The organism is Corallococcus interemptor (assembly GCF_003668875.1).
GTDB classification, from domain to species: Bacteria; Myxococcota; Myxococcia; order Myxococcales; family Myxococcaceae; genus Corallococcus; species Corallococcus interemptor.
In genome coordinates, this window is the sequence record NZ_RAWM01000031.1 from 23,467 (window position 1) to 41,430 (window position 17,964).

The following is a 17,964-nucleotide window of genomic DNA, read 5'->3' on the forward strand; positions in this document are numbered from 1 at the left end:
CGCGACGCGGCGGACTGTCACCGCACCCGGCGAGGCCTGGGGTGGGTGTCGCGCACGTGATGGCTGCAGGTGTTCCGTGGCTCCAGCGAGACTTCCTGACGCATCGGTTTCCCCCCTGACCCTGGAATCCCTTGCGGGACTCCGCACACGAAAGTCGATGGGGCGACCATGCCAAAAGCAAGTTGGATTGTCACCACCAATATTGACTGAAAATGACTGCCCGTGTGGGACCTATCCATAAGGGAGTCAGCGCCCGTCTGACCTGAGACGTTCAACGGGGCCTCTGCGATCAGCGCCTCCCTGAAAACAGGCACCCTCGCTGTAATTACCCTGGCCGGGTGCGTCATTGTTCCATGAGAGACATTGGGCTGTGGAGAAAGCGCCCTCTCGCATCCTTCATCGGCTGCTGGTGGGGAGGGCCAGGAGACGGAGTCCACTTCGCCGGCCGCTCAGGCGATTCCCATGAAGATGCGAATATTGGCACTGAATTCGCAGAGACTCACACCTTCAGGTTCGCATGGTTGAAACCCTCCCGCGTTCTCCATGCGGGGATGTATTCGATTGCCTTGGCGGCCGTCTGACCAGTTGCCGCCGCGGTCACGTCGTAGAACTCATCATGGATGGCCCAGCCCGGCTCAACACCCGGCGCATCACCAGCCCAGTACCTGGCGATGAAAAGTTGCCTTGGTATTTGACCATCTCCCCGGTGTGGCAGCCCGTGTCCTTGGAGTCGTATCCGCCGGACTCTTGGCGAGCGGTATCGCATTTGCCCATGCGCACAAGCCTCGGCTTCTGGTTTTCGTACGAATTCGGACCGCCCAGGACGTGTCTGCAGATAGCTCCTTCGAAGGCGGGGGCCAGGAGGGCATGAGCCGAGGAGAGCTGACGGACGCGCAATGGGTGCGGCTGGAAGGACTGCTGCCACCCCAGAAACCCGCGCGGACTCCGGAGCGCTCCAACGACGCCCCGCTCTGACAAGGAGCGAATCCTTCGGCTGCTCATCCTGGAGGTGGAGCTCTCACCCGTGAACGCGTCCCAGCGCTCCGCTGCTGCCAGCAACTCGCCCTCCATGCGCAAACGCTTGACTGCGACTCACGGCATCTCTCTCGGCGCAGACTCAAGAGTGGGCTGCGACGCCCCTTCGTATGCGCTATGCGCCGAAGCGTCAGGAACCTGACGAGGCATACTCAGGCACTCCGCTCTTCCTTCCCATAAGCAATGGGACGCGGCTCAATTTGCGGCCAATTTCCGTAGGGGGGATTCGTGGCATCCAGACTTCGCGTCCATGCGGCCTCGTCACGAGATCCCGTTGCCCCCGCCTCCTCTTCCCGCGCGCAGCTTATCCTCCAGCGCAAGTGCGGTGAGTGCGAGGAAGAGGACCGCCAGCGATTGTCCCGCCAAGCCGAGCCCGGAGGTTACGCTGGCCGGACTCTGGCTCCTCCACTCGTAAATGACGTGATCGCGACACCTGGGAAAGGCCTGACACAAGCCGACCGGGCGTTCTTCGAGCCTCGGTTCGGCTTCAACTTCGAACGCGTGCGTATTCACGATGACTCACGTGCGGATGCCTCCGCCCGTGCGGTCGCCGCCAAGGCCTATACCGTTGGAGAGCACATCGTCTTCAGACGGGGCGCGTATTTACCGGAGAGCACGACAGGAGTGCGGCTCTTGGCCCATGAGCTGGCGCATGTCGTCCAACAGTCGCAAGGAGGTGTCGTACGGCCCCAGGCGTCGCAGAGCGGGTTGGCCATCGTCTCGGCGGACGACCCGTCTGAGCGAGAGGCGGATCAGCACGCGGATACCGTGCTCGGTTCGAAGGCGGTACGAGAGGTGCACCAGCTGCCGCGGGCCCCTAACGCAGGCTCGGTGGCGCTCCAGCGTCGGGTCGTCTGCGACGAGCACGATGGCTGCTGGGAAGAGGAAGAGAACATGTCCCGGGCCGCACCGGACCTCATGTCGCTCGGACCCAACATGTCCCGTGCTTCGCCTGGCACACCTCTGCCTTCCCCCACGTCGGGTGTCGCGGAATCCCTACCGGGGGCGCCGCTGGCCGCAAGCATGTTGTCGCCTACGTCCATTGGACCGCCGCCGAGACCTCCGCCGTTCCGCATACTGCCGGAGGTCCCTGGCACTCCCATCAGGCCCCCCACCCTCGTGAGGCCGCCCCCCTTGGTGCCAGTGGAACCGTTGCCACCGGTGCGCCCGTCGGTTCCCGTGGGGCCCGGGGGCGGTGTCGGCCTGGGCGCGCGAATCATCTCAGGAGCGGGGAGCGTCGCTCGGGTGGCGGGGCCCATCGGAGCCTTCCTGGGCGTGCTCCTGTGGCCGAGCAGTACGGCGGCGCCGTGGCAAGACACGCTCAACCCGGTGACCCGTGCCCCCTGGCGCAGTCAGGAGGAATACGAGCAGTTCTGGCGACTCCCCCCCGAGGAGCGCCAGCGGCTCATCCGGGCGGGACAGGCCACCTCCTCGAGCACTTCTGTCCAGGTCGCCCCCCAAGCAGCCCCTCGTCGCAATCCCAACCAGACGTGCGAGGACGCGGTACTTGATCAACTGCAGGCAGAGAAGGACCGGATCTGCAACTCGATTCCAGGAGAGAGCTGCAGCCCGTCCAAGGTCAGCCCCAAGAGGCTCGCGAGGCGACCGTGCTCGGAGATCCGCAGGCGCATCCAAGCTGTGGAAGAGTGCTTGAGGATCCGGCAACGCATCCAGGATGAGTGTTTCGGAGGTCAGCCCGACCAAGCCCACCAGGACGTGATGAATCAGCTCCAGGCCGGGCTCCAGGCCTGCCGAGCCCTCGCGGCAGTGAACTGCGCTCCCGGCCACCCGATGGCGAACCTCTGAGCAGCCACCATGGCGAACCCCCTCTTCGATGCCCTTGAGAACAACGACCTGGCCCAGCTCAGCACGCTGCTGTCAGGCGGCGCCGACCCGGATGCCCTGCGGCCGGACGCAACCCAATGGCGCCCGCTGCACGCAGCCATCGAGCAGCTCGAGGCGGGCGGCTCGATGGATGCGCTCGTGCTCCTGCTGCGACAGGGCGCCTCCGTCGATGCCTGGGACGGGCACCATGACGCCACGCCGCTGCTGATGGCGCTCTTCAGGGATCAGCGGGAGGCCACACGCCTGCTCCTTGCCGCTGGAGCAGACCCCACCCTCGTGGGCGCGGAGGGGGACTCACCGTTGCGCTGGTGCGTGGAGAGGCGGGACCACGAGATGGCCGCGCTGCTGCTGTGCTGCGGGGCGGCGCGGACCCTCGATGAAGCAGGTGGGCCCTCCGGGATGACGGCCCTGGGACGTGCAGCCAGCCAGCTCGATGTCCCCATGATGCAACTGCTGTTGGAGGCGGGAGCGGAGCCGGCGGCGCTCGATGCCGACAGGCGCACGGCCCGCGAGCGGCTCCCCCCGCGGACTCCAGAGAATGGCCCCGCGTGGGATGCCGCGGAGAAACTGCTCGGGTCGGGGCCGTAGGAGAGCGCGAAAACGAAAAAGGCCGGCTGCCACGGGGGCAACCGGCCTTCTTCTGCTTGGAGCCGACATCCGGATTTGAACCGGAGACCTACTGATTACGAATCAGTTGCTCTACCAACTGAGCTATGTCGGCGCACCGAAAGTGGCGCGTAAGTACCACCCGCCTCCGGACCCGGCAAGGAGTTTCTCCGGGGATCTTCAAGCCCCCGCCCCCATGCCCGCTTCTATTCCCCAGAAGGCATGACACGCATGACACGGTGCATCCGGTGGGGTGACACACCGCGTCGCCTAAGCCCGCGACTTTTCTCCACAAAATGGAGAAATGGGCTGGCGCCAGACTGGTTGAATCCCCGTGGCGCCTGTGCTCATAAGGGCGCCGCTTTCCAGTGGCCCCCAATTGGGGTGGGCCCTCAAGGAGCACGTTCCATCATGGCCAGCGAAGAGACTTTCATGCGCGCCCCGGCCCCTACGCCCAAGCGCACCATCTACACGGAGGCGATGGAGATCTTCCACTTCGCGGCGGATCTCATCGGCCTGGACAAGCGGGTGCGTCTGGAGCTCGAAGAGCCCGACTACGAGCACATCTTCTACGTCACCGCGAAGCTCAAGGACCGGCTCGTGCCGCTGTCCGCGGAGGCGGCGAAGTCCTTCGCCGACCTGTCCGTCACGCAGGTGCGCAACCCCGAAGGCCTGGAGCGCCTGGCCAACGGCAACCTCATCCTCAACGGCCGCGCCCTGCTGGGCTCGGACGTGGCCATCCGCCACGGCCACCTGCGCCTGCCGGACGGGCTGGTGTACCAGCTGGTCCCCGGTGAGTCGCAGCGCTTCAAGGCCTACCGCGTCCAGCACAACCAGGCCCGTGGCCCGTACAAGGGCGGCCTGCGCTACCACCGCGAGGTGTCCCTGGATCTCTTCAAGGCCCTGGCCGCGGAGATGACCTGGAAGACCGCCATCGCGGAGGTTCCGTTCGGCGGCGGCAAGGGCGGCATCCAGCTGGATCCGCGCGAGTACGGCCGCGAGGAGATCGAGGCCATCACCCTGCGCTTCATGTACCGGCTCAAGAGCCTCATCGGGCCGAACATCGACATCCCGGCGCCGGACGTGGGCACCAACCCGGAGATCATGGCGCTCCTCTACCGCCAGTTCTCCGACGGTGAGCGCGAGCGTCACAACCTGCGCGGCATCGTCACGGGCAAGGACGTGCGCATCGGCGGTTCCGAGGGCCGCGGCAAGGCCACCGGCCAGGGCGTCGCGTTCTGCATCGAGGACTACTACGCCGACCGCGGCGAGAGCGTGAAGGGCAAGACCTTCGTCCTCCAGGGCTTCGGCAACGTGGGCAGCCACGCCGCCAACATCCTGTCGAACATGGGCGCGCGCCTGCTGGCGGTGAACGACGCCGACGGCTCCATCTTCAACGGCGACGGCATCGACGTGAACGCGCTGTCCGCGTACGTGTCGGATCCGAAGAACCTCAAGCGCTCCGTCGTGGGCTTCCCGGGCGCGCAGCGCATCGAGAAGAAGGACCTGTGGGACGTGCAGGCGGACATCCTGGTCCCCGCGGCCCTGGGCGGCGAGATCACCGCGGACATCGCGGAGCGCCTCAAGGTCAAGCTCATCGCGGAGGGCGCCAACGGCCCCACCACTCCGGAGGCCGACCGCGTCCTGCAGAAGCGCGGCATCGAGCTCATCCCGGACATCATCGCCAACGCCGGCGGCGTGACGGTGTCCTACTACGAGTGGATCCAGAACAAGCGCATGGAGCGCTGGAGCGAGGCCGAGGTCGATCAGCGCCTCGAGCGCGCCATGAAGCGCAACTACCGCATCATCCGGGACATCTCGCGCAACCAGCCGCGCAAGACGGAGATGCACGACAGCCGCCCGTACTGCATCGGCAAGCCGGTGGACAGCCGCTGCGCCGCGATGATCCTCGCGCTCAAGCGCATCGAGGCCCACTACCTGCTGGAAGGCTTCTCGCAGTAACCGGCTGAGAAGCCAGCTCCCTCGCGTCGCCCCCCGGGGCACGGTGTCTTCCCTCTTCCAGGGGAAGGGCCGTGCCCCGTGGTGTTTCAGTGCATCACCCGCTCGCGGTCCACCAGGAGCAGCGGCGCGTCATCCAGGGTCTCGTAGGCCACGATGCGCAGGCCCACGCCGCGGCTGTTGCCGGGGCGCCCGTCCTTGCGGCCGAAGGCCAGCGCCACCTGGTAGCGGACCTCGCACAGGCACGTCATCTCCGTGCCGTCCTCGCCCGCGAACGTCACCTTCAGCTTCTCGCCCAGGCCCAGCGAGTCACGCACCTCGATGAACATGCCCCGCGCGCTGATGTTGCGGCCAATGCCCCGCATCATCCCGTCCTGGGTGGACAGGTACACGGTGAAGATCTTGTCGAAGCGCAGGTGGGAGCGGCGTTCCTGGGGCTGCGTGTTCATGCGGGGAGGGCTCCGAAACAGGTGGGGACAGGGGCAAACTACACGGTGGCATGATGTAGGCAAAATAATCACCTACATCCACCCTGGCGCACCATGACGCACCATGTCCCGTTTCACGGGAAAGCGCTGCCCCCAGCGCGGCCTCGGTGGCAGCATCACCGGGCTGTCCTTCCCCCCTTTTTTCCGGAGTTTCCCGCCGTGAATCGCATCCTGGCCGCCGCCTTTGCCCTCCTTGTGCCCACGCTCGCCCTGGCCGACGTGGACTCGCGCTTCGCGAAGCTGCGGGACGAGTCCGAGCCCCTGGGGGGGCTGGGGGCCTTCCTGGAGAAGTACGTGGGCGAGTGTGACGGGGCGCTCGTGGATCCGCAGTGCAAGCAGCAGGCGGAGGCCTTCCGCAAGAAGTACACGGGCAAGCGCCTGTACATGATCATCACCGAGGACGACGCGGGCATGCTGTCCGCCGGCGACTTCAACCCGGGCACCAACGAGTACACCATCAACATCACGCCCTTCTTCGCGGGCGGGAAGTACGGGCTGTCCCACGGCGCGCCGAAGAAGACGGACGCGCAGGGCAACCCGGTGATGAACTACCTGGTGGTGAGCGGCACGGCGCCGGACATGTGGAACGGCGGCACCTTCCAGCGCGTCTTCAGCACCCGGGGCGTGCGCGCGCAGGTCGTCTTCACGCCGCAGTCGGTGTGGACGCTGCCCAAGAAGGGCGGCGGGAAGACCTACGGCGTCAACGCCCGCATCGAGGCCGTCCTCGTCACCGAGGGCCGCACCGGCAACCAGATGGGCCTGTGGCTCAACGGCAAGGACGCGGCCGCGAAGTAGCGCGGACGGCCCCGGGGTTCAGCGGGCGATGGCGATGTACTGGAGCGCGTCGCCCCGCTGGACGCGCAGGAGGATGCTGGCCCCGGCGCTGCCCCTTTCCAGGGCGGCCTTCACCGCGGCGGTGTCCTTCACCCGGCGGCGGTTCACCTCCATCACGACGTCGCCCGCGCGCAGGCCGGCCTGCTCCGCCGGACTGCGCGGCAGCACCCCGGACACGAGCGCGCCCAGGAAGGCCTCGTAGCCCAGGGGCGCGGCCACCTCCGGCGTCAAATCCCGCAGCACCAGGCCCAGGTCGTTCGCGCTGCTGCCGCCCCGGTTGGACAGCCCCTCCGTGGCCTCCTGCGCGGGCCGGGCCACCAGCCGCACCGCGACTTCCTGCGTCCCGCCGTCGCGCAGCAGCGTCAGCTTCGCCTCCGTGCCCGGCGCCAGGAGCGCCACCTTGCGCAACAGCTGGAGGTAGCTGCCAATGGGCCGGCCGTTCACCGCCACCAGCCGGTCTCCCGGGCGGATGTGGGCCTGGGCGGCGGGGCTGCCCCGGTAGACGTCCTTCACCACGGGCGCGGTGGCGGTGGGGTCCGCGCCGTCCTCGTTGATGACGACGCCCAGCCAGCCGCGCTCCAGCTTCCCGTTCTCCCGCAGGTTGGGCAGCAGGTCCTTCACCAGGTTGATGGGCACCGCGAAGCCAATGCCCTGCCCTTCGCTGATGATGGCCGTGTTCACCCCAATCACCTCGCCCTTCATGTTGAAGAGCGGGCCGCCGGAGTTGCCGGGGTTGATGAGCGCGTCCGTCTGGATGAAGTCGTCGAACTGGCCCACGCCCAGCACGCGCTCCTTGGCGGAGATCATCCCGTGCGCCACCGAGTGGTCCAGGCCGAAGGGGTTGCCGATGGCCACCACCCAGTCCCCCACCTCCAGCGCGTCGGAGTCCCCCAGGAATACGGCGGGCAGCGTGCCCAGCCCGGCGCCGTTCAGCTTGAGCAGCGCCACGTCCGTGGACGCGTCGCGGCCCACCACCTCGGCGGGGAACTCGCGGCCGTCCGCCAGGCGCACGGACACCTGCTGCACCGGCACCTCGCGGGGGCCGTCCTTGCCGGCCGTGACGCCCGGGCCGGTGGGGTTCACCGCCGGGCCCTGCGCGTTGGCCACCACGTGGTTGTTGGTGACGACGAGCCCGTCGGGCGTCAGCACGAAGCCGGAGCCGGTGGAGCGCTTCACCGCGCCCGCCATCGCGCCGGGGCCCACCGTGGTGATGTTCACCACGCCCGCCTCCACCGCGCGGATGAGCGGCGCCAGCGACGTGGGGGGCGTGAAGTGGGGCAGGCCCGCGTAGCCCGCGGGGCGCTCGCGCCAGAGCGCGGACACGCCGGCGACGGCCGGGGCGTCCGCCGTCACGGGCGGCGGGGAGGCGAAGTACGCCATGTGCTCTCGCACGCGGGCCTGGAGCCAGGGCTTGAGCGGATCCTCGGCGGCACCCGCCACCGGGGCGAGCGCCACCACGAGAAGGACGCTGAGGAGTCGAGCGGACACGGGGCGGCAGCTTACACGGCGGGCCATGGCGTCAGGGCCCAACAGACCGGTGGCCGCCGCCCTTCCCGTCCCGCGTCAGGCCTGGCCGTTCAAGCCTGGGCGGGCGCGACGTACCGGGCGACCTTCACCCGGGCCGGGCGGATGATGCGGTCCTTCAGGCGGTAGCCCGCGCGGAACTCGGCGACCACCTTCTGGTCGTCCCCCTCCACCGGGGTGATCTCCATGTCCGCCGCCTCGGCGACGTTCGGATCATACGGGCGGCCCACGACCTGGATGCGCTCGATGCCGGTGGCCTGGGCCTTGGACAGCAGGCTGTCGCGGATCATCCGCACACCCTGCACCACCGGAGATGTGTCCTGCTGGGTGGAGTTGAGCACCAGGTCCAGCTCGTCGATGGCCTCCAGCAGCGTGAGGGCCACGTTGCCGCGCTCCACGTCGAGCATCCGCTCCCGCTCGCGGGTGATGCGCTGCTTGAACTCCTCGCGGTCCTTGGTGAGGTCCTGGAGCCCCCGGGCCAGCTCGTTCACCCGGCGGCGCGCCGCCTCCAGCTCCGCCTGGAGCCGCGCCACCTCACCATCCTGGACGGACTCGGGCTGCGTACCGGCGGCAGCCTCCACCTCCGTCTCGGTAGGGGCCTGCGTGTCCGGGGTCTCGTCGCTGCGGGGATTGCCGTCCATTGTCGAACCTGCGCCAGGGGTTGAAAGAAGCGAAACCTCAGAGGATCTGGCGCGAACCTAACCGCGAGGACGGTCGTGTCAACGCGCCTAGTGGTTGGACGGGGCCTGGGGCGGAGCCTCCGCCATGAAGCCGTGATCCACCTGACCCGTCACCTCGTCGATGATCTCCACCTGGGCGGCGCGAAGGGAGTAGTAGAGGAGCCACCGCTCGGCGGCCGTCAGCGTGCCCGCCGGCAGCGCCTCCTCGATCTCCTGCACCGTGAGCCGGCCATCCTTCAGGCCCTTGGCGAACAGTGCTTTGCGCGCGATGTAGCTCTTCCCAATCCGGTTCTCCACGGCGACACCTCCTGGTCGTTGGAAAGTAATTTCGCCCACCGGTCACCGCAGGCTGGCGGTGGATCCGGTGGGCGAAGGGCTGCCTGGAGGGCAGGCAGGCTCGCGCTACGAGTCGAGCTTGCCTTCAGCGTGCTGCGTGGGTGGCACCGGCGGCTCGGTCTCCGTGCCCCCCACGGGGTGCGCGGAGATGACCGTGCGGGCCTCCGGGTGGAGCAGGCCGCGCTGCGCCAGCACCTTGGGTCCCAGGATGGCGACCATCGCCTCCTCCTCGATGACCTCCGTGGCCAGCAGGCGCGCGGCCAGGGCCTCCACCTTGTCGCGGTTCGTGTGGAGGACCTCCCGGGCACGGTCCAACGCCTCGGAGACCATCTTGCGGACCTCTTCGTCAATCATCCGCGCCGTCTGCTCGGAGTAGCTGCGCGACTCCGGCAGGCCCGCGGACCGCAAGAAGCCCGGCCCCTGTTCACCGCTCAGCGCCACCGGACCCAGCGTGCTCATGCCGTAGTCGCGGACCATCATCTTGGCGATCTCCGTCGCCTGCTTGATGTCGTTGGACGCGCCGGTGGACACCTCGCCGATGAAGATCTCCTCCGCCGCGCGGCCGCCCATCATGCCCGCCATCTTGTCGCGCAGCTCGTCCAGCGACATGAGGTAGCGGTCCTCCAGGGGCAGCGACATGGTGTAGCCCAGCGCCGCCAGGCCTCGCGGGATGATGGACACCTTCGTCACCCGCTCGGCGTAGGGGAGCATCCAGCCCACCACCGCGTGGCCCGCCTCGTGGTGCGCGACAATCTCCTTCTCGCGCTCGTTCATGCGGCGGTTCTTCTTCTCCAGGCCCGCCACCACGCGCTCGATGGCCTCCTCGAAGTCCGCCCGCATCACCGCGTCGCGGTTCTTGCGCGCGGCCAGCAGCGCCGCCTCGTTCACCACGTTGGCCAGGTCCGCGCCGGCGAAGCCCGGGGTGCGCGAGGCGATCTGCTTGAGGTCCACGTCGGAGGACAGCTTCACGCCCTTGGCGTGGATCTCCAGCACCCGCTCGCGGCCGCGCTTGTCCGGGCGGTCCACCAGCACCTGCCGGTCGAAGCGGCCCGGGCGCATCAGCGCGCTGTCCAGGATCTCCGGGCGGTTCGTCGCCGCCAGGATGATGAGGCCCGCGCGGCTGTCGAAGCCGTCCATCTCCGCGAGCAGCTGGTTGAGCGTCTGCTCGCGCTCGTCATGGCCGCCGGCCACGCCCGAGTTGCGGCTCTTGCCGATGGCGTCCAGCTCGTCGATGAAGATGATGCACGGCGCCTTGGCGGTGGCCTGGGCGAAGAGGTCGCGGACGCGGGCCGCGCCCACGCCGACGAACATCTCCACGAACTCCGAACCGGAGAGGTTGAAGAAGGGCACGCCCGCTTCACCCGCGACGGCGCGCGCCAGCAGCGTCTTGCCCGTGCCCGGAGGGCCCACGAGCAGCACGCCCTTGGGGATGCGGCCACCCAGGCGGCGGAACTTCTCCGGCGTCTTGAGGAACTCGACGATTTCGCGAAGCTCGTCCACGGCCTCGTCCACGCCGGCCACGTCCTTGAAGCCCACGCCGGTGTCGGCCTCGGCCTGCACCTTCGCGCGCGTCTTGCCAAAGGACATGACGCTCTGCGGACCCTGGCCCATGCCGCCGGACATCCGGCGCATCATGAAGCTCCAGAAGAGGATGAGCAGGCCCATCGGGATGAGCCAGATCCACAACACTTCACTGAAGCTCGACTGCGGGACGGCCTCGAACTGGACGCCCTTCTGCTCCAGGAGCGGCACCAGGCCCTCGTCACCGGGGACGCGGTAGGCCATCCACGGCAGGGCGCTGGGCTCGCTGCGCAGCGTGCCGCGCTCGCCCGGAGGAGGCTGGGCGTTGTCCTTGAGGAAGCCCTTCACCCACTCGTTTGAAATCTGCACGCGGCTGAACTGGCCGTTCTCCACCGCGTCGCGCAGTTGGCTGTACGACACCCGGCGCACACCCGCGTCCTGAAACACGTTCCGGAACAGCAGGAACCCCAGGACGAGCAGGAGGATGTAGCCCAGTGGTGAGCCGAACTTGAACCCACCTTTCGTGGGTGTTGGCTTGTCGCTCTTCTTTCCGCGCGGGCCCATCCCCGGCGGCAGGTCCTGTGGCTTCATCGTCGGCACGCTCGCCCTCCCCCTCCCCCGTGCACACGACACCATGTCGTATGACGGTTCCCTCAGCCGGCCAAAGATGGTCACCACCGCCAAGCCGTCAACCGCCGGGCGTGATCGGACGACAACGAAGGAGGTCAGGACTGTCCGATCAGCGGCAGTCGACGCGGACCAGGGGCTCGCCCGCGAACTCACTGCCCAACAGGTAGCCGCGGCCGTCCTGGAGGTACGTCACCGCCTCGGACTGGGCCTGGCTGGCGCCGGGGACCTCCACCACCTGCGCCTGGACGAAGTCCTCCAGCCGCTTCGCGTCCGGGCGGCGCAGCTCCCATACGCGGGTGTACGTGCGCACCAGCAGGCGCTCGCCGGAGGGGTGCAGGGCGGCGGCCGTGGACAGGCGGTCCACGTCATCCGGCACGCGCAGGGTGCCCAGCTTGCGCGCCTTGCCCGTGGCGCCGGGCTTCAGGCCCTCCACCGCGTACAGGTCGCCCAGGGACGCGCGCGTCTTGGTGAGGATGCCCACCTGCCCGGATCTCGCGTCGACGATGAGCGACTCCGCGTCGTGGGCGCCGTCCTCGTAGACGAAGCTCAGCGTCTCCACCGGGAGCGTGGCGTCGGCGACGGAAGCCGGCTCGGGGAGCCGGAACAGGCGCGGCTCCTTGCGCCGCTCGAAGTTGTCGCCAGTGTCCGCCAGGAAGATGCAGCTGTCCTTGTTCCCCGGCGCGCAGGGGCCCACGGCGATGTCCTCGATGTCGCGCGGATCCGAACCGGTGAGCGTGAGCGTGGCCTTCACGGCGCCCGTCTCATCCAGGGCGAAGAGCTCGAAGGGATTGTTGGAGTCGTTGTGTCCCCAGAAGATGCCCGGGTGCTTCTGGCTGGCGGCCAGCCCGGACAGCTCCGGGACCTGGCGGGGGACGGTGCCCGTCTGGCGGCCGTCCTTGTAGAGCACGCAGCCCTCCATCCCCGTGGCGGGCACCTGCGGCATGCCCGCGTCTGGGGCGCTGGAGGCCGTGGAGGCGGGACGGGAGCTGGAGCAGGCCGCGGACACGAGGAGGCCCGCGGCGGCGAACAGGCGCAGGGAGGAGCGCACGGTCAGTGGTCCAGGTCCAGCAGGCGGGCCAGGGTCTTCGCGTCCGCGTCGGGGAAGCGGTACTGGCCCATCTCCTCCAGCGCCACCCAGCGGTGGTCATGCACGCGCAGGTGGTGGATCTCCGCGTCCGGGTTGCTCAGGCGGCAGCGGAACACCCGGAAGTCGATGTCGTAGGTCGGGTACTCGTGATGGGTGTGCATGACCTGCTCGAGCACCTCGATGCGGACCCCCATCTCCTCGTGGAGCTCGCGGGCGAGCGCCGCCGTGTCGTGCTCCCCCTCCTCCACCCGGCCGCCCGGGAACTCCCACAGGAGGGGCAGCGACGCGGTGGGAGGACGCTGGGTGATGAGGTAGCGACCCATCTCGTTCTGGAGCATGGCGCCGACGACGCGCACGTGACGACGGGTCATTCACTTCTCCTCGATTGGGGTCCCAAAGAAGACAGGGTGCGGCGGCGTAACACAGGCCCTGTCCGGCGCCAATGTGCAAGGCCCCTCCTGGACAGGAGCGTGCACATGGCCGGGACGCGCGGCCACCCCGTCCGGCATCGTCCCCCGGGACGGTTCCGGAAGGGGTGATGCGGGCCTGGACCCAGGGGGGGAGTGGGCTGTTGGGGACTTCACGTCCCAAAGAAGCGCTCCCCGGCCGGGCCGCCGTCCGTGAGGGGGGCGTGTGGGATTCAAGTGACGTGAGGGCCGGATGGCGCCATGCTCGGGGGATGACACAGAGTCGGAGAGAGCGGGCCGAGGCGCTTGGCGCCGCGCTGAAGGCAGCGCGGCAGCAGGCGGGGCTCTCCATGGAGGAAGTCGCGGAGCATCTGGAACTGGGCGTGGAAGTGCTGGCCCGCGTCGAGCGAGGGGTGATGGTCCCCACCATTCCCACGCTGAGCCGGCTGTGCGCCCTGATGAAGTTGGACCCGGACAGCCTGCCGGACCTCCCGGAGCTGAGTGACTGACGCGTCTGGCGGGCCCCTCCCCGGCCCGCCGGCGCGTCGCTCGCCCCGTCAGCCCAGCCGCCCCACCAGGTGCGGCTTCCCCTCCTCCGACAGCACCCGGAACGCGACGCCCGCGGACTCGCGAGCCGTCTGGAACGTCACCCGGGACGGCAGGAGCAGGGGCTTCTTGAAGTCACAATCCAGCCGGAGCGCGTCCGCGTGGGCCGCTTCGCCCAGCTCCGCCACGCAGCGCGCGAGCGTCCACATGCCGTGCGCGATGGCGCGCGAGAAGCCGAACGGCTTCGCGGTGAGGGCGGTGAGGTGGATGGGGTTGAAGTCACCGGAGGCCCGCGCGTAGCGGCGTCCGGTGTCGGCGGGGATGCTCCAGGCCGCGGGACGGCTGGACGCGAAGCGCGGGTCTTCCGGAGGCGGGGCCTTGCGCGCGCCGTCCTTGTCCTTCCGGGCGGCACCGCGGCGCAGCAGGGTGCTGACGGCCTGCCAGAGCAGCTCACCGGTCTCCTGGGCTTCGACGCGCGTCTCGATGTCGAACTCCTGGCCGGCGGGCACGTCGCGCTGGCCGTCGAAGCGGCAGGCCACGGTGAGCCCGGCGGTGTCCGGCACGCGGCGGTGCTGCTGGATGAGGTTGCGCACGTGCACGATGCCCATCGCGGAGTACGGGAAGTCGGGCAGCCCCAGCAGCTGCAGGTGCAGCGGCGTCGCCAGCACCTGCGGATACGGGAGCGGCAGGAAGCCGTCCGCGTCGAAGCCGCACGCGGTGCGGTAGCGCTCCAGCAGCACGGGCGACGCGCGGCAGCCGTGGGCCCTCAGCGTCAGCGCCGGCAGCGTGGCGCGGCCCCGGGACTTCCCGAAGGGGTTCGCCGCGCGCAGGAGCGTGGCGGGCATCGCCGGGAGCGAGTGCAGGTCGAGGATGGGAGCGGACATGCGGAGGATTCTCCGACACCCGCTCCCGCCGCGCGCGGGATTTGTGCGCCGCGCTGTCAGCTCTTGAGCCCGTGCCGGCGCAGCAGCCGGTACAGGTAGACGCGATCCATGTCCGCGGCGGCGGCGGCCTGGGACACCTTGCCGCCGTGCAGCTTGAGGAGCGCTTCGACGTAGTCGTGCTCGAAGGTCTCCAGCGCGCGGCGCCGGGATTCGGCGTACGTCAGCGACGCATCCACCGCGCGAGGCGCGACGGGGCTCGCGGCGGCGTCCTGGGCGGAGGGCGGCAGCGCGCTCTGGAAGACGAGGCAGCGCTCCAGGTGGTTGCGCAGCTCGCGCACGTTGCCCGGCCAGGCGGCGCGCTGGAGCCTCGCGAGGAAGTCCGGCGCGGTGAGCTGCGTCAGCTGCTCCGGTGTGGCGCCCAGCCCCGCGAGGATGCGCTCGACGATGAGCGGGATGTCCTCCGTGCGCTCGCGCAGCGACGGCAGCGGGATGCCCACGACGGCGAGGCGGAAGTAGAGGTCCGAGCGGAAGCGGCCCGCCTGGACCTCCGCGCGCAGGTCGCGGTGCGTGGCCGCGATGACGCGCACATTGACCGGCTGGTACGTGTTGGTGCCCAGGCGGCGGATCTCCCGGTTCTCCAGCACGCGCAAGAGCTTCGGCTGGAGCTCGGCGGGGAGCTCGCCGATTTCGTCCAGGAAGATGGTGCCTCCGTCGGCCTCCTCGAAGGCGCCCATGCGGCGCTGGATGGCGCCGGTGAAGGCTCCCTTCTCGTGGCCGAACAGCTCGCTCTCCAGGAGGTTGGCGGGGAGCGCGCCGCAGTCCACGACGAGGAAGGGCGCGGTCGCGCGGGCGCTGGCGCGGTGGATGGCGAGCGCCGCGCGGCTCTTGCCCGTGCCCGTCTCTCCTTCCAGCAGCACCGTGGCGTTGCACGCCGCCGCGCACGCCATGCGCTCGAAGCTGGCCCGCGCCGCGGCGGACGTGGCGACCAGTTCTCCGAAAGTCGTCCGCTCCGCCTGCTGTGCCGCCTGCATCCGGAGTGGCCGCTGGGGCTCGTCGCGGTTGCGTCCCCGGGCCCGGGACTGACGCCACCGGACGCCGTCCACATAGGTTCCAGGACGTTCATCCTGGGCCCGCGCGCGCGCCCCCTTCTGCTCCGACTTCACCTCGCAGTGGAAACGCGGCACGGCGAACTCCTCGCTCGACAGGTTCATGGCGGAAGTGGAGGCATGCCTTCCCGTCAGCCGACGGACCTGTGACCCGGGACCCCTCCCGGGCGTGTTCCAGCACCCCTCATCCACCTTTACGCCGGGGTCTCTGGATATTCCCGGACAATTCCGGCGCGATTTCGCGCGGCGTCAGCGCACGGTGAGGTCGACCACGAACTCCGCGGCGCCCTCCCCTTCACGCGCCGCCTCCACCACGTCGGGCCGCTCGTCGCCCACCCACAGGCCCAGCACGTCGTACACCAGCCACTGCGCCAGGGACCGGGATGCCCCCTGCGCGGCCTCGCGAGGAACGCCGGACAGCGCGCCCTGCGTCTCCATCAGGGCCCGGGCCAGGCGCGCGGGCATCACCCAGAGCTCCGGGCGCACGAAGGCGGGCACCAGGAAGAGACAGAACGCGGCCTCCGTGCGCGCGAGCAGCGCGTCCAGGCGCTCGCGGCCCAGGCGGAACGTGGGCAGCCACTGGCCCTCCCCCCGCTGCTCCAGCTTCGCCACCGGCACGCGCACGACACGACGCGTGCGCACGAAGCCCTCGCGCTCCACGGACACGACGAAGGCGATCTCGGATGCGGCTTCCGGCGGAGGCTCGGGGCGGCGGTGCACCGTCATGGACAGCGACAGCGGCGACGCCACCAGCGAACCCAGCGCCGCCTGCACGTGCGCCAGCTCCGAGCGCAGTCCCTCGAGCAACCCCGCGACCAGCTCCGAGGTCTCCTCGCGGAAGCGCTGGGGGTGGCGCTGGGCGACGTCCGCCTCCAGGCGTCCCACCGCGCCCACCAGCACGTCCTCCAGGTCGCGGTCGCGCAGCCACGTGCGCCCGCCCATGGGCACCGCGCGCGTCGCGTGCAGGTGGCGCAGGGAGGCTGTCAGCGTCGAGGGCTCGGAAGGCTCGGTGGGAGGTGCGTGCTTGTCCTGCCCTGCTCCAGCCTGGAGGTAGGACTGGATGGAGCGGGCACGGAAGCGGGCCCGGGGAGACGGGTGCTCCAACAGCTTGCGCACCAGCCGCCGGTCCGTGGCGTTGCGGACGAGCCCCAGCGTGGCCAGCTCCGCCTCCGACGAGGCCTCATCCGGTGCGCACCACAGCAGGAACTCGATGGCCGCCTTGCGCAGCACGGGCTTGCGGCCCATGCGCCAGGTGACCTCCTTGCGCCACGCGACCAACCCATCCAGACCCGGCTTCGCGGGCGTGCGGAAGCGCGGCCACATCTCCGCGCACTCCTCCGCCAGCCACACCAGGTGCGTGAAGCCGGGCAGCGACTCCAGCTTCGCCCGGGCGCGGGTGCGCCGCTCGAACGCCTCCGGCACGCCGCGCCGCACGGAGGCGCGGAACAGGCGCTCCTCCAGCCACAAGAGCGTGAGCGCCAGCGCGGGCTCGGCCTTGCGCATCGTGCCCTGACAGTGGTCGAGCACGAAGCGCGCGTGGCCCAGGTCCGCGGCCGTCTCGAAGTCGCTCTGCACGAGCGCGCCCAAGGCCCCCCGCAGCCCGTCCACCGGGGGCGCGTCGAAGAGCGTGAGCAGGTCGCACAGGTTCTCCACCACCGCGGGCGGCCCGCCCACCTCCACGGTGCGCGCCAGCAACAGCCCCGCGCGCGAGCACCAGTCCGGCTCCTTGCGCCCGTTGGGGTAGCACGCGAGGAAGCCGCGCAGGCCGCTGCGGCCGTCCGGCGACGTGGCCAGCGCGAAGAGCCGTTCGCCCAGCACCTCACTGGCCTCACGCCACGGGATGCGCGCGGCGCGCGTGCGGATGAAGTCGGTGAGCTTGTCGCGGCCCCCGTCGCGCGTGTCGGGGAGCAGCGCGCGCAGCTGCTCCAGCAGGTCCACGGACTTCGCGCCCGTGCCCAGGACGTACTTGAGGTCCACCTCCACCGAGTCCTGGAAGCGCAGCGCGCGGCCGTCGTAGGTGCAGGGCACGTCCCGCACCAGCGCCGACAGCGCCTCCGGGTGCCGCTTGAGGTGTCGCGTGAGCACCGTGGAGATGGTGACGGTGCTCTCCCGCTGGATGCGCTCGGCGTTCTCCGTGTCGCCCGCCTCGCGGAGCGCCGCCACCGCCGCGTCGCGCCTCAGAATCAACTGCTTCAAGAGTCCCGCGCGCGGCTGCTCGTACGGCCACAGCAGCTCGCTCAAGGTGGACAGGAGAAACAGGAGCTCGGCCGGAGTGCGCTCGCCCGGGGACAGCCGCTCCCACGCGGCGGCCTGGGCGCGGTTGCGCTCCTCCAGCGAAGCACCGCGCACCCAGCGGGCGAAGTCCTCGCGCCACTCCGCGCTCGACGCCACGGCCTCTTGCGGCGCCGTCGCGGCGACGCGCGCATGGAGGGCCTGGAGCGGATCCGGCCAGGAGGCTTCGGCCAACGGCATGAGG

15 protein-coding genes and 1 tRNA gene are annotated in these 17,964 nt (G+C 69.8%); 5 read left to right on the top strand and 11 right to left on the bottom strand.

Annotated features, from left to right (window positions below):
- Positions 1–1,455: 1,455 nt before the first annotated feature.
- A complete protein-coding gene (locus tag D7X96_RS41760) occupies positions 1,456–2,841 on the top strand; it encodes an eCIS core domain-containing protein (protein WP_199746970.1) in 1,386 nt (461 codons plus the stop codon).
- A gap of 9 nt (positions 2,842–2,850) precedes the next feature.
- Positions 2,851–3,468, top strand: a complete 618-nt coding sequence (locus D7X96_RS14260; RefSeq protein ID WP_121723392.1) for an ankyrin repeat domain-containing protein — start codon at positions 2,851–2,853, stop codon at positions 3,466–3,468.
- A 57-nt stretch (positions 3,469–3,525) separates the two neighbouring features.
- Here the strand turns inward: D7X96_RS14260 and D7X96_RS14265 are convergent.
- Positions 3,526–3,601, bottom strand: a tRNA-Thr gene (locus D7X96_RS14265).
- A gap of 296 nt (positions 3,602–3,897) precedes the next feature.
- On the opposite strand from D7X96_RS14265, the gene D7X96_RS14270 reads away from it, so the two are divergent.
- A complete protein-coding gene (locus D7X96_RS14270) occupies positions 3,898–5,448 on the top strand; it encodes a Glu/Leu/Phe/Val family dehydrogenase (protein ID WP_120549468.1) in 1,551 nt (516 codons plus the stop codon).
- 86 nt (positions 5,449–5,534) lie between these two features.
- On the opposite strand, the gene D7X96_RS14275 is transcribed toward D7X96_RS14270, so the two are convergent.
- Positions 5,535–5,894, bottom strand: a complete 360-nt coding sequence (locus D7X96_RS14275) for a PilZ domain-containing protein (protein ID WP_120549467.1) — start codon at positions 5,892–5,894, stop codon at positions 5,535–5,537.
- Between the two features lie 198 nt (positions 5,895–6,092).
- Between D7X96_RS14275 and D7X96_RS14280 the strand changes: the two genes are divergently transcribed.
- Entirely contained in the window at positions 6,093–6,728 is a 636-nt protein-coding gene (locus D7X96_RS14280; RefSeq protein WP_120549466.1) for a DUF6066 family protein, read from the top strand.
- 18 nt (positions 6,729–6,746) lie between these two features.
- Here the strand turns inward: D7X96_RS14280 and D7X96_RS14285 are convergent, their stop codons facing one another.
- The 6 genes from D7X96_RS14285 to D7X96_RS14310 all read right to left on the bottom strand — a co-directional run bounded on the left by D7X96_RS14285 (position 6,747) and on the right by D7X96_RS14310 (position 12,916).
- Entirely contained in the window at positions 6,747–8,282 is a 1,536-nt protein-coding gene (locus tag D7X96_RS14285) for a trypsin-like peptidase domain-containing protein (protein ID WP_167510839.1), read from the bottom strand.
- A 62-nt stretch (positions 8,283–8,344) separates the two neighbouring features.
- Positions 8,345–8,932 carry a nucleotide exchange factor GrpE gene (locus D7X96_RS14290; RefSeq protein ID WP_120549464.1) on the bottom strand — a complete coding sequence of 196 codons (588 nt, stop codon included), beginning with the start codon at positions 8,930–8,932 and terminating at the stop codon, positions 8,345–8,347.
- Positions 8,933–9,019: 87 nt separating this feature from the next.
- Positions 9,020–9,268, bottom strand: coding sequence for an RNA polymerase sigma factor region1.1 domain-containing protein (locus tag D7X96_RS14295; protein ID WP_120549463.1), 249 nt, complete (start codon positions 9,266–9,268; stop codon positions 9,020–9,022).
- A gap of 105 nt (positions 9,269–9,373) precedes the next feature.
- Entirely contained in the window at positions 9,374–11,419 is a 2,046-nt protein-coding gene (ftsH, locus tag D7X96_RS14300; RefSeq protein ID WP_370450121.1) for an ATP-dependent zinc metalloprotease FtsH, read from the bottom strand.
- Positions 11,420–11,567: 148 nt separating this feature from the next.
- Positions 11,568–12,506 (bottom strand): hypothetical protein, encoded by a 939-nt coding sequence (locus D7X96_RS14305; RefSeq protein ID WP_120549461.1) that lies wholly within the window; start codon positions 12,504–12,506, stop codon positions 11,568–11,570.
- A 2-nt stretch (positions 12,507–12,508) separates the two neighbouring features.
- The gene (locus D7X96_RS14310) at positions 12,509–12,916 is read right to left on the bottom strand and encodes a (deoxy)nucleoside triphosphate pyrophosphohydrolase (protein WP_120549460.1); all 408 of its coding nucleotides are present in this window, start codon (positions 12,914–12,916) and stop codon (positions 12,509–12,511) included.
- A 308-nt stretch (positions 12,917–13,224) separates the two neighbouring features.
- Between D7X96_RS14310 and D7X96_RS14315 the strand changes: the two genes are divergently transcribed.
- Positions 13,225–13,461 (top strand): helix-turn-helix domain-containing protein, encoded by a 237-nt coding sequence (locus tag D7X96_RS14315; protein ID WP_043321491.1) that lies wholly within the window; start codon positions 13,225–13,227, stop codon positions 13,459–13,461.
- A 48-nt stretch (positions 13,462–13,509) separates the two neighbouring features.
- On the opposite strand, the gene D7X96_RS14320 is transcribed toward D7X96_RS14315, so the two are convergent.
- From D7X96_RS14320 to D7X96_RS14330, 3 genes are all read right to left on the bottom strand, one after another.
- Positions 13,510–14,382, bottom strand: a complete 873-nt coding sequence (locus D7X96_RS14320) for a MaoC family dehydratase (protein ID WP_121769958.1) — start codon at positions 14,380–14,382, stop codon at positions 13,510–13,512.
- A 56-nt stretch (positions 14,383–14,438) separates the two neighbouring features.
- Positions 14,439–15,593: a sigma-54 interaction domain-containing protein gene (locus D7X96_RS14325; protein WP_121769959.1), complete on the bottom strand. Its 1,155-nt coding sequence runs from the start codon at positions 15,591–15,593 to the stop codon at positions 14,439–14,441.
- Between the two features lie 144 nt (positions 15,594–15,737).
- The gene (locus D7X96_RS14330) at positions 15,738–17,960 is read right to left on the bottom strand and encodes a hypothetical protein (RefSeq protein WP_121769974.1); all 2,223 of its coding nucleotides are present in this window, start codon (positions 17,958–17,960) and stop codon (positions 15,738–15,740) included.
- Positions 17,961–17,964 lie beyond the last annotated feature (4 nt).

Coding starts and splice junctions, on each gene's coding strand:
- D7X96_RS14260 (WP_121723392.1), top strand. CDS start 2,851: ATGGCGAACCCCCTCTTCGATGCCCTTGAGAACAACGACCTGGCCCAG.
- D7X96_RS14270 (WP_120549468.1), top strand. CDS start 3,898: ATGGCCAGCGAAGAGACTTTCATGCGCGCCCCGGCCCCTACGCCCAAG.
- D7X96_RS14275 (WP_120549467.1), bottom strand. CDS start 5,894: ATGAACACGCAGCCCCAGGAACGCCGCTCCCACCTGCGCTTCGACAAG.
- D7X96_RS14285 (WP_167510839.1), bottom strand. CDS start 8,282: ATGGCCCGCCGTGTAAGCTGCCGCCCCGTGTCCGCTCGACTCCTCAGC.
- D7X96_RS14290 (WP_120549464.1), bottom strand. CDS start 8,932: ATGGACGGCAATCCCCGCAGCGACGAGACCCCGGACACGCAGGCCCCT.
- ftsH (WP_370450121.1), bottom strand. CDS start 11,419: ATGAAGCCACAGGACCTGCCGCCGGGGATGGGCCCGCGCGGAAAGAAG.
- D7X96_RS14310 (WP_120549460.1), bottom strand. CDS start 12,916: ATGACCCGTCGTCACGTGCGCGTCGTCGGCGCCATGCTCCAGAACGAG.
- D7X96_RS14315 (WP_043321491.1), top strand. CDS start 13,225: ATGACACAGAGTCGGAGAGAGCGGGCCGAGGCGCTTGGCGCCGCGCTG.
- D7X96_RS14320 (WP_121769958.1), bottom strand. CDS start 14,382: ATGTCCGCTCCCATCCTCGACCTGCACTCGCTCCCGGCGATGCCCGCC.
- D7X96_RS14325 (WP_121769959.1), bottom strand. CDS start 15,593: ATGAACCTGTCGAGCGAGGAGTTCGCCGTGCCGCGTTTCCACTGCGAG.
- D7X96_RS14330 (WP_121769974.1), bottom strand. CDS start 17,960: ATGCCGTTGGCCGAAGCCTCCTGGCCGGATCCGCTCCAGGCCCTCCAT.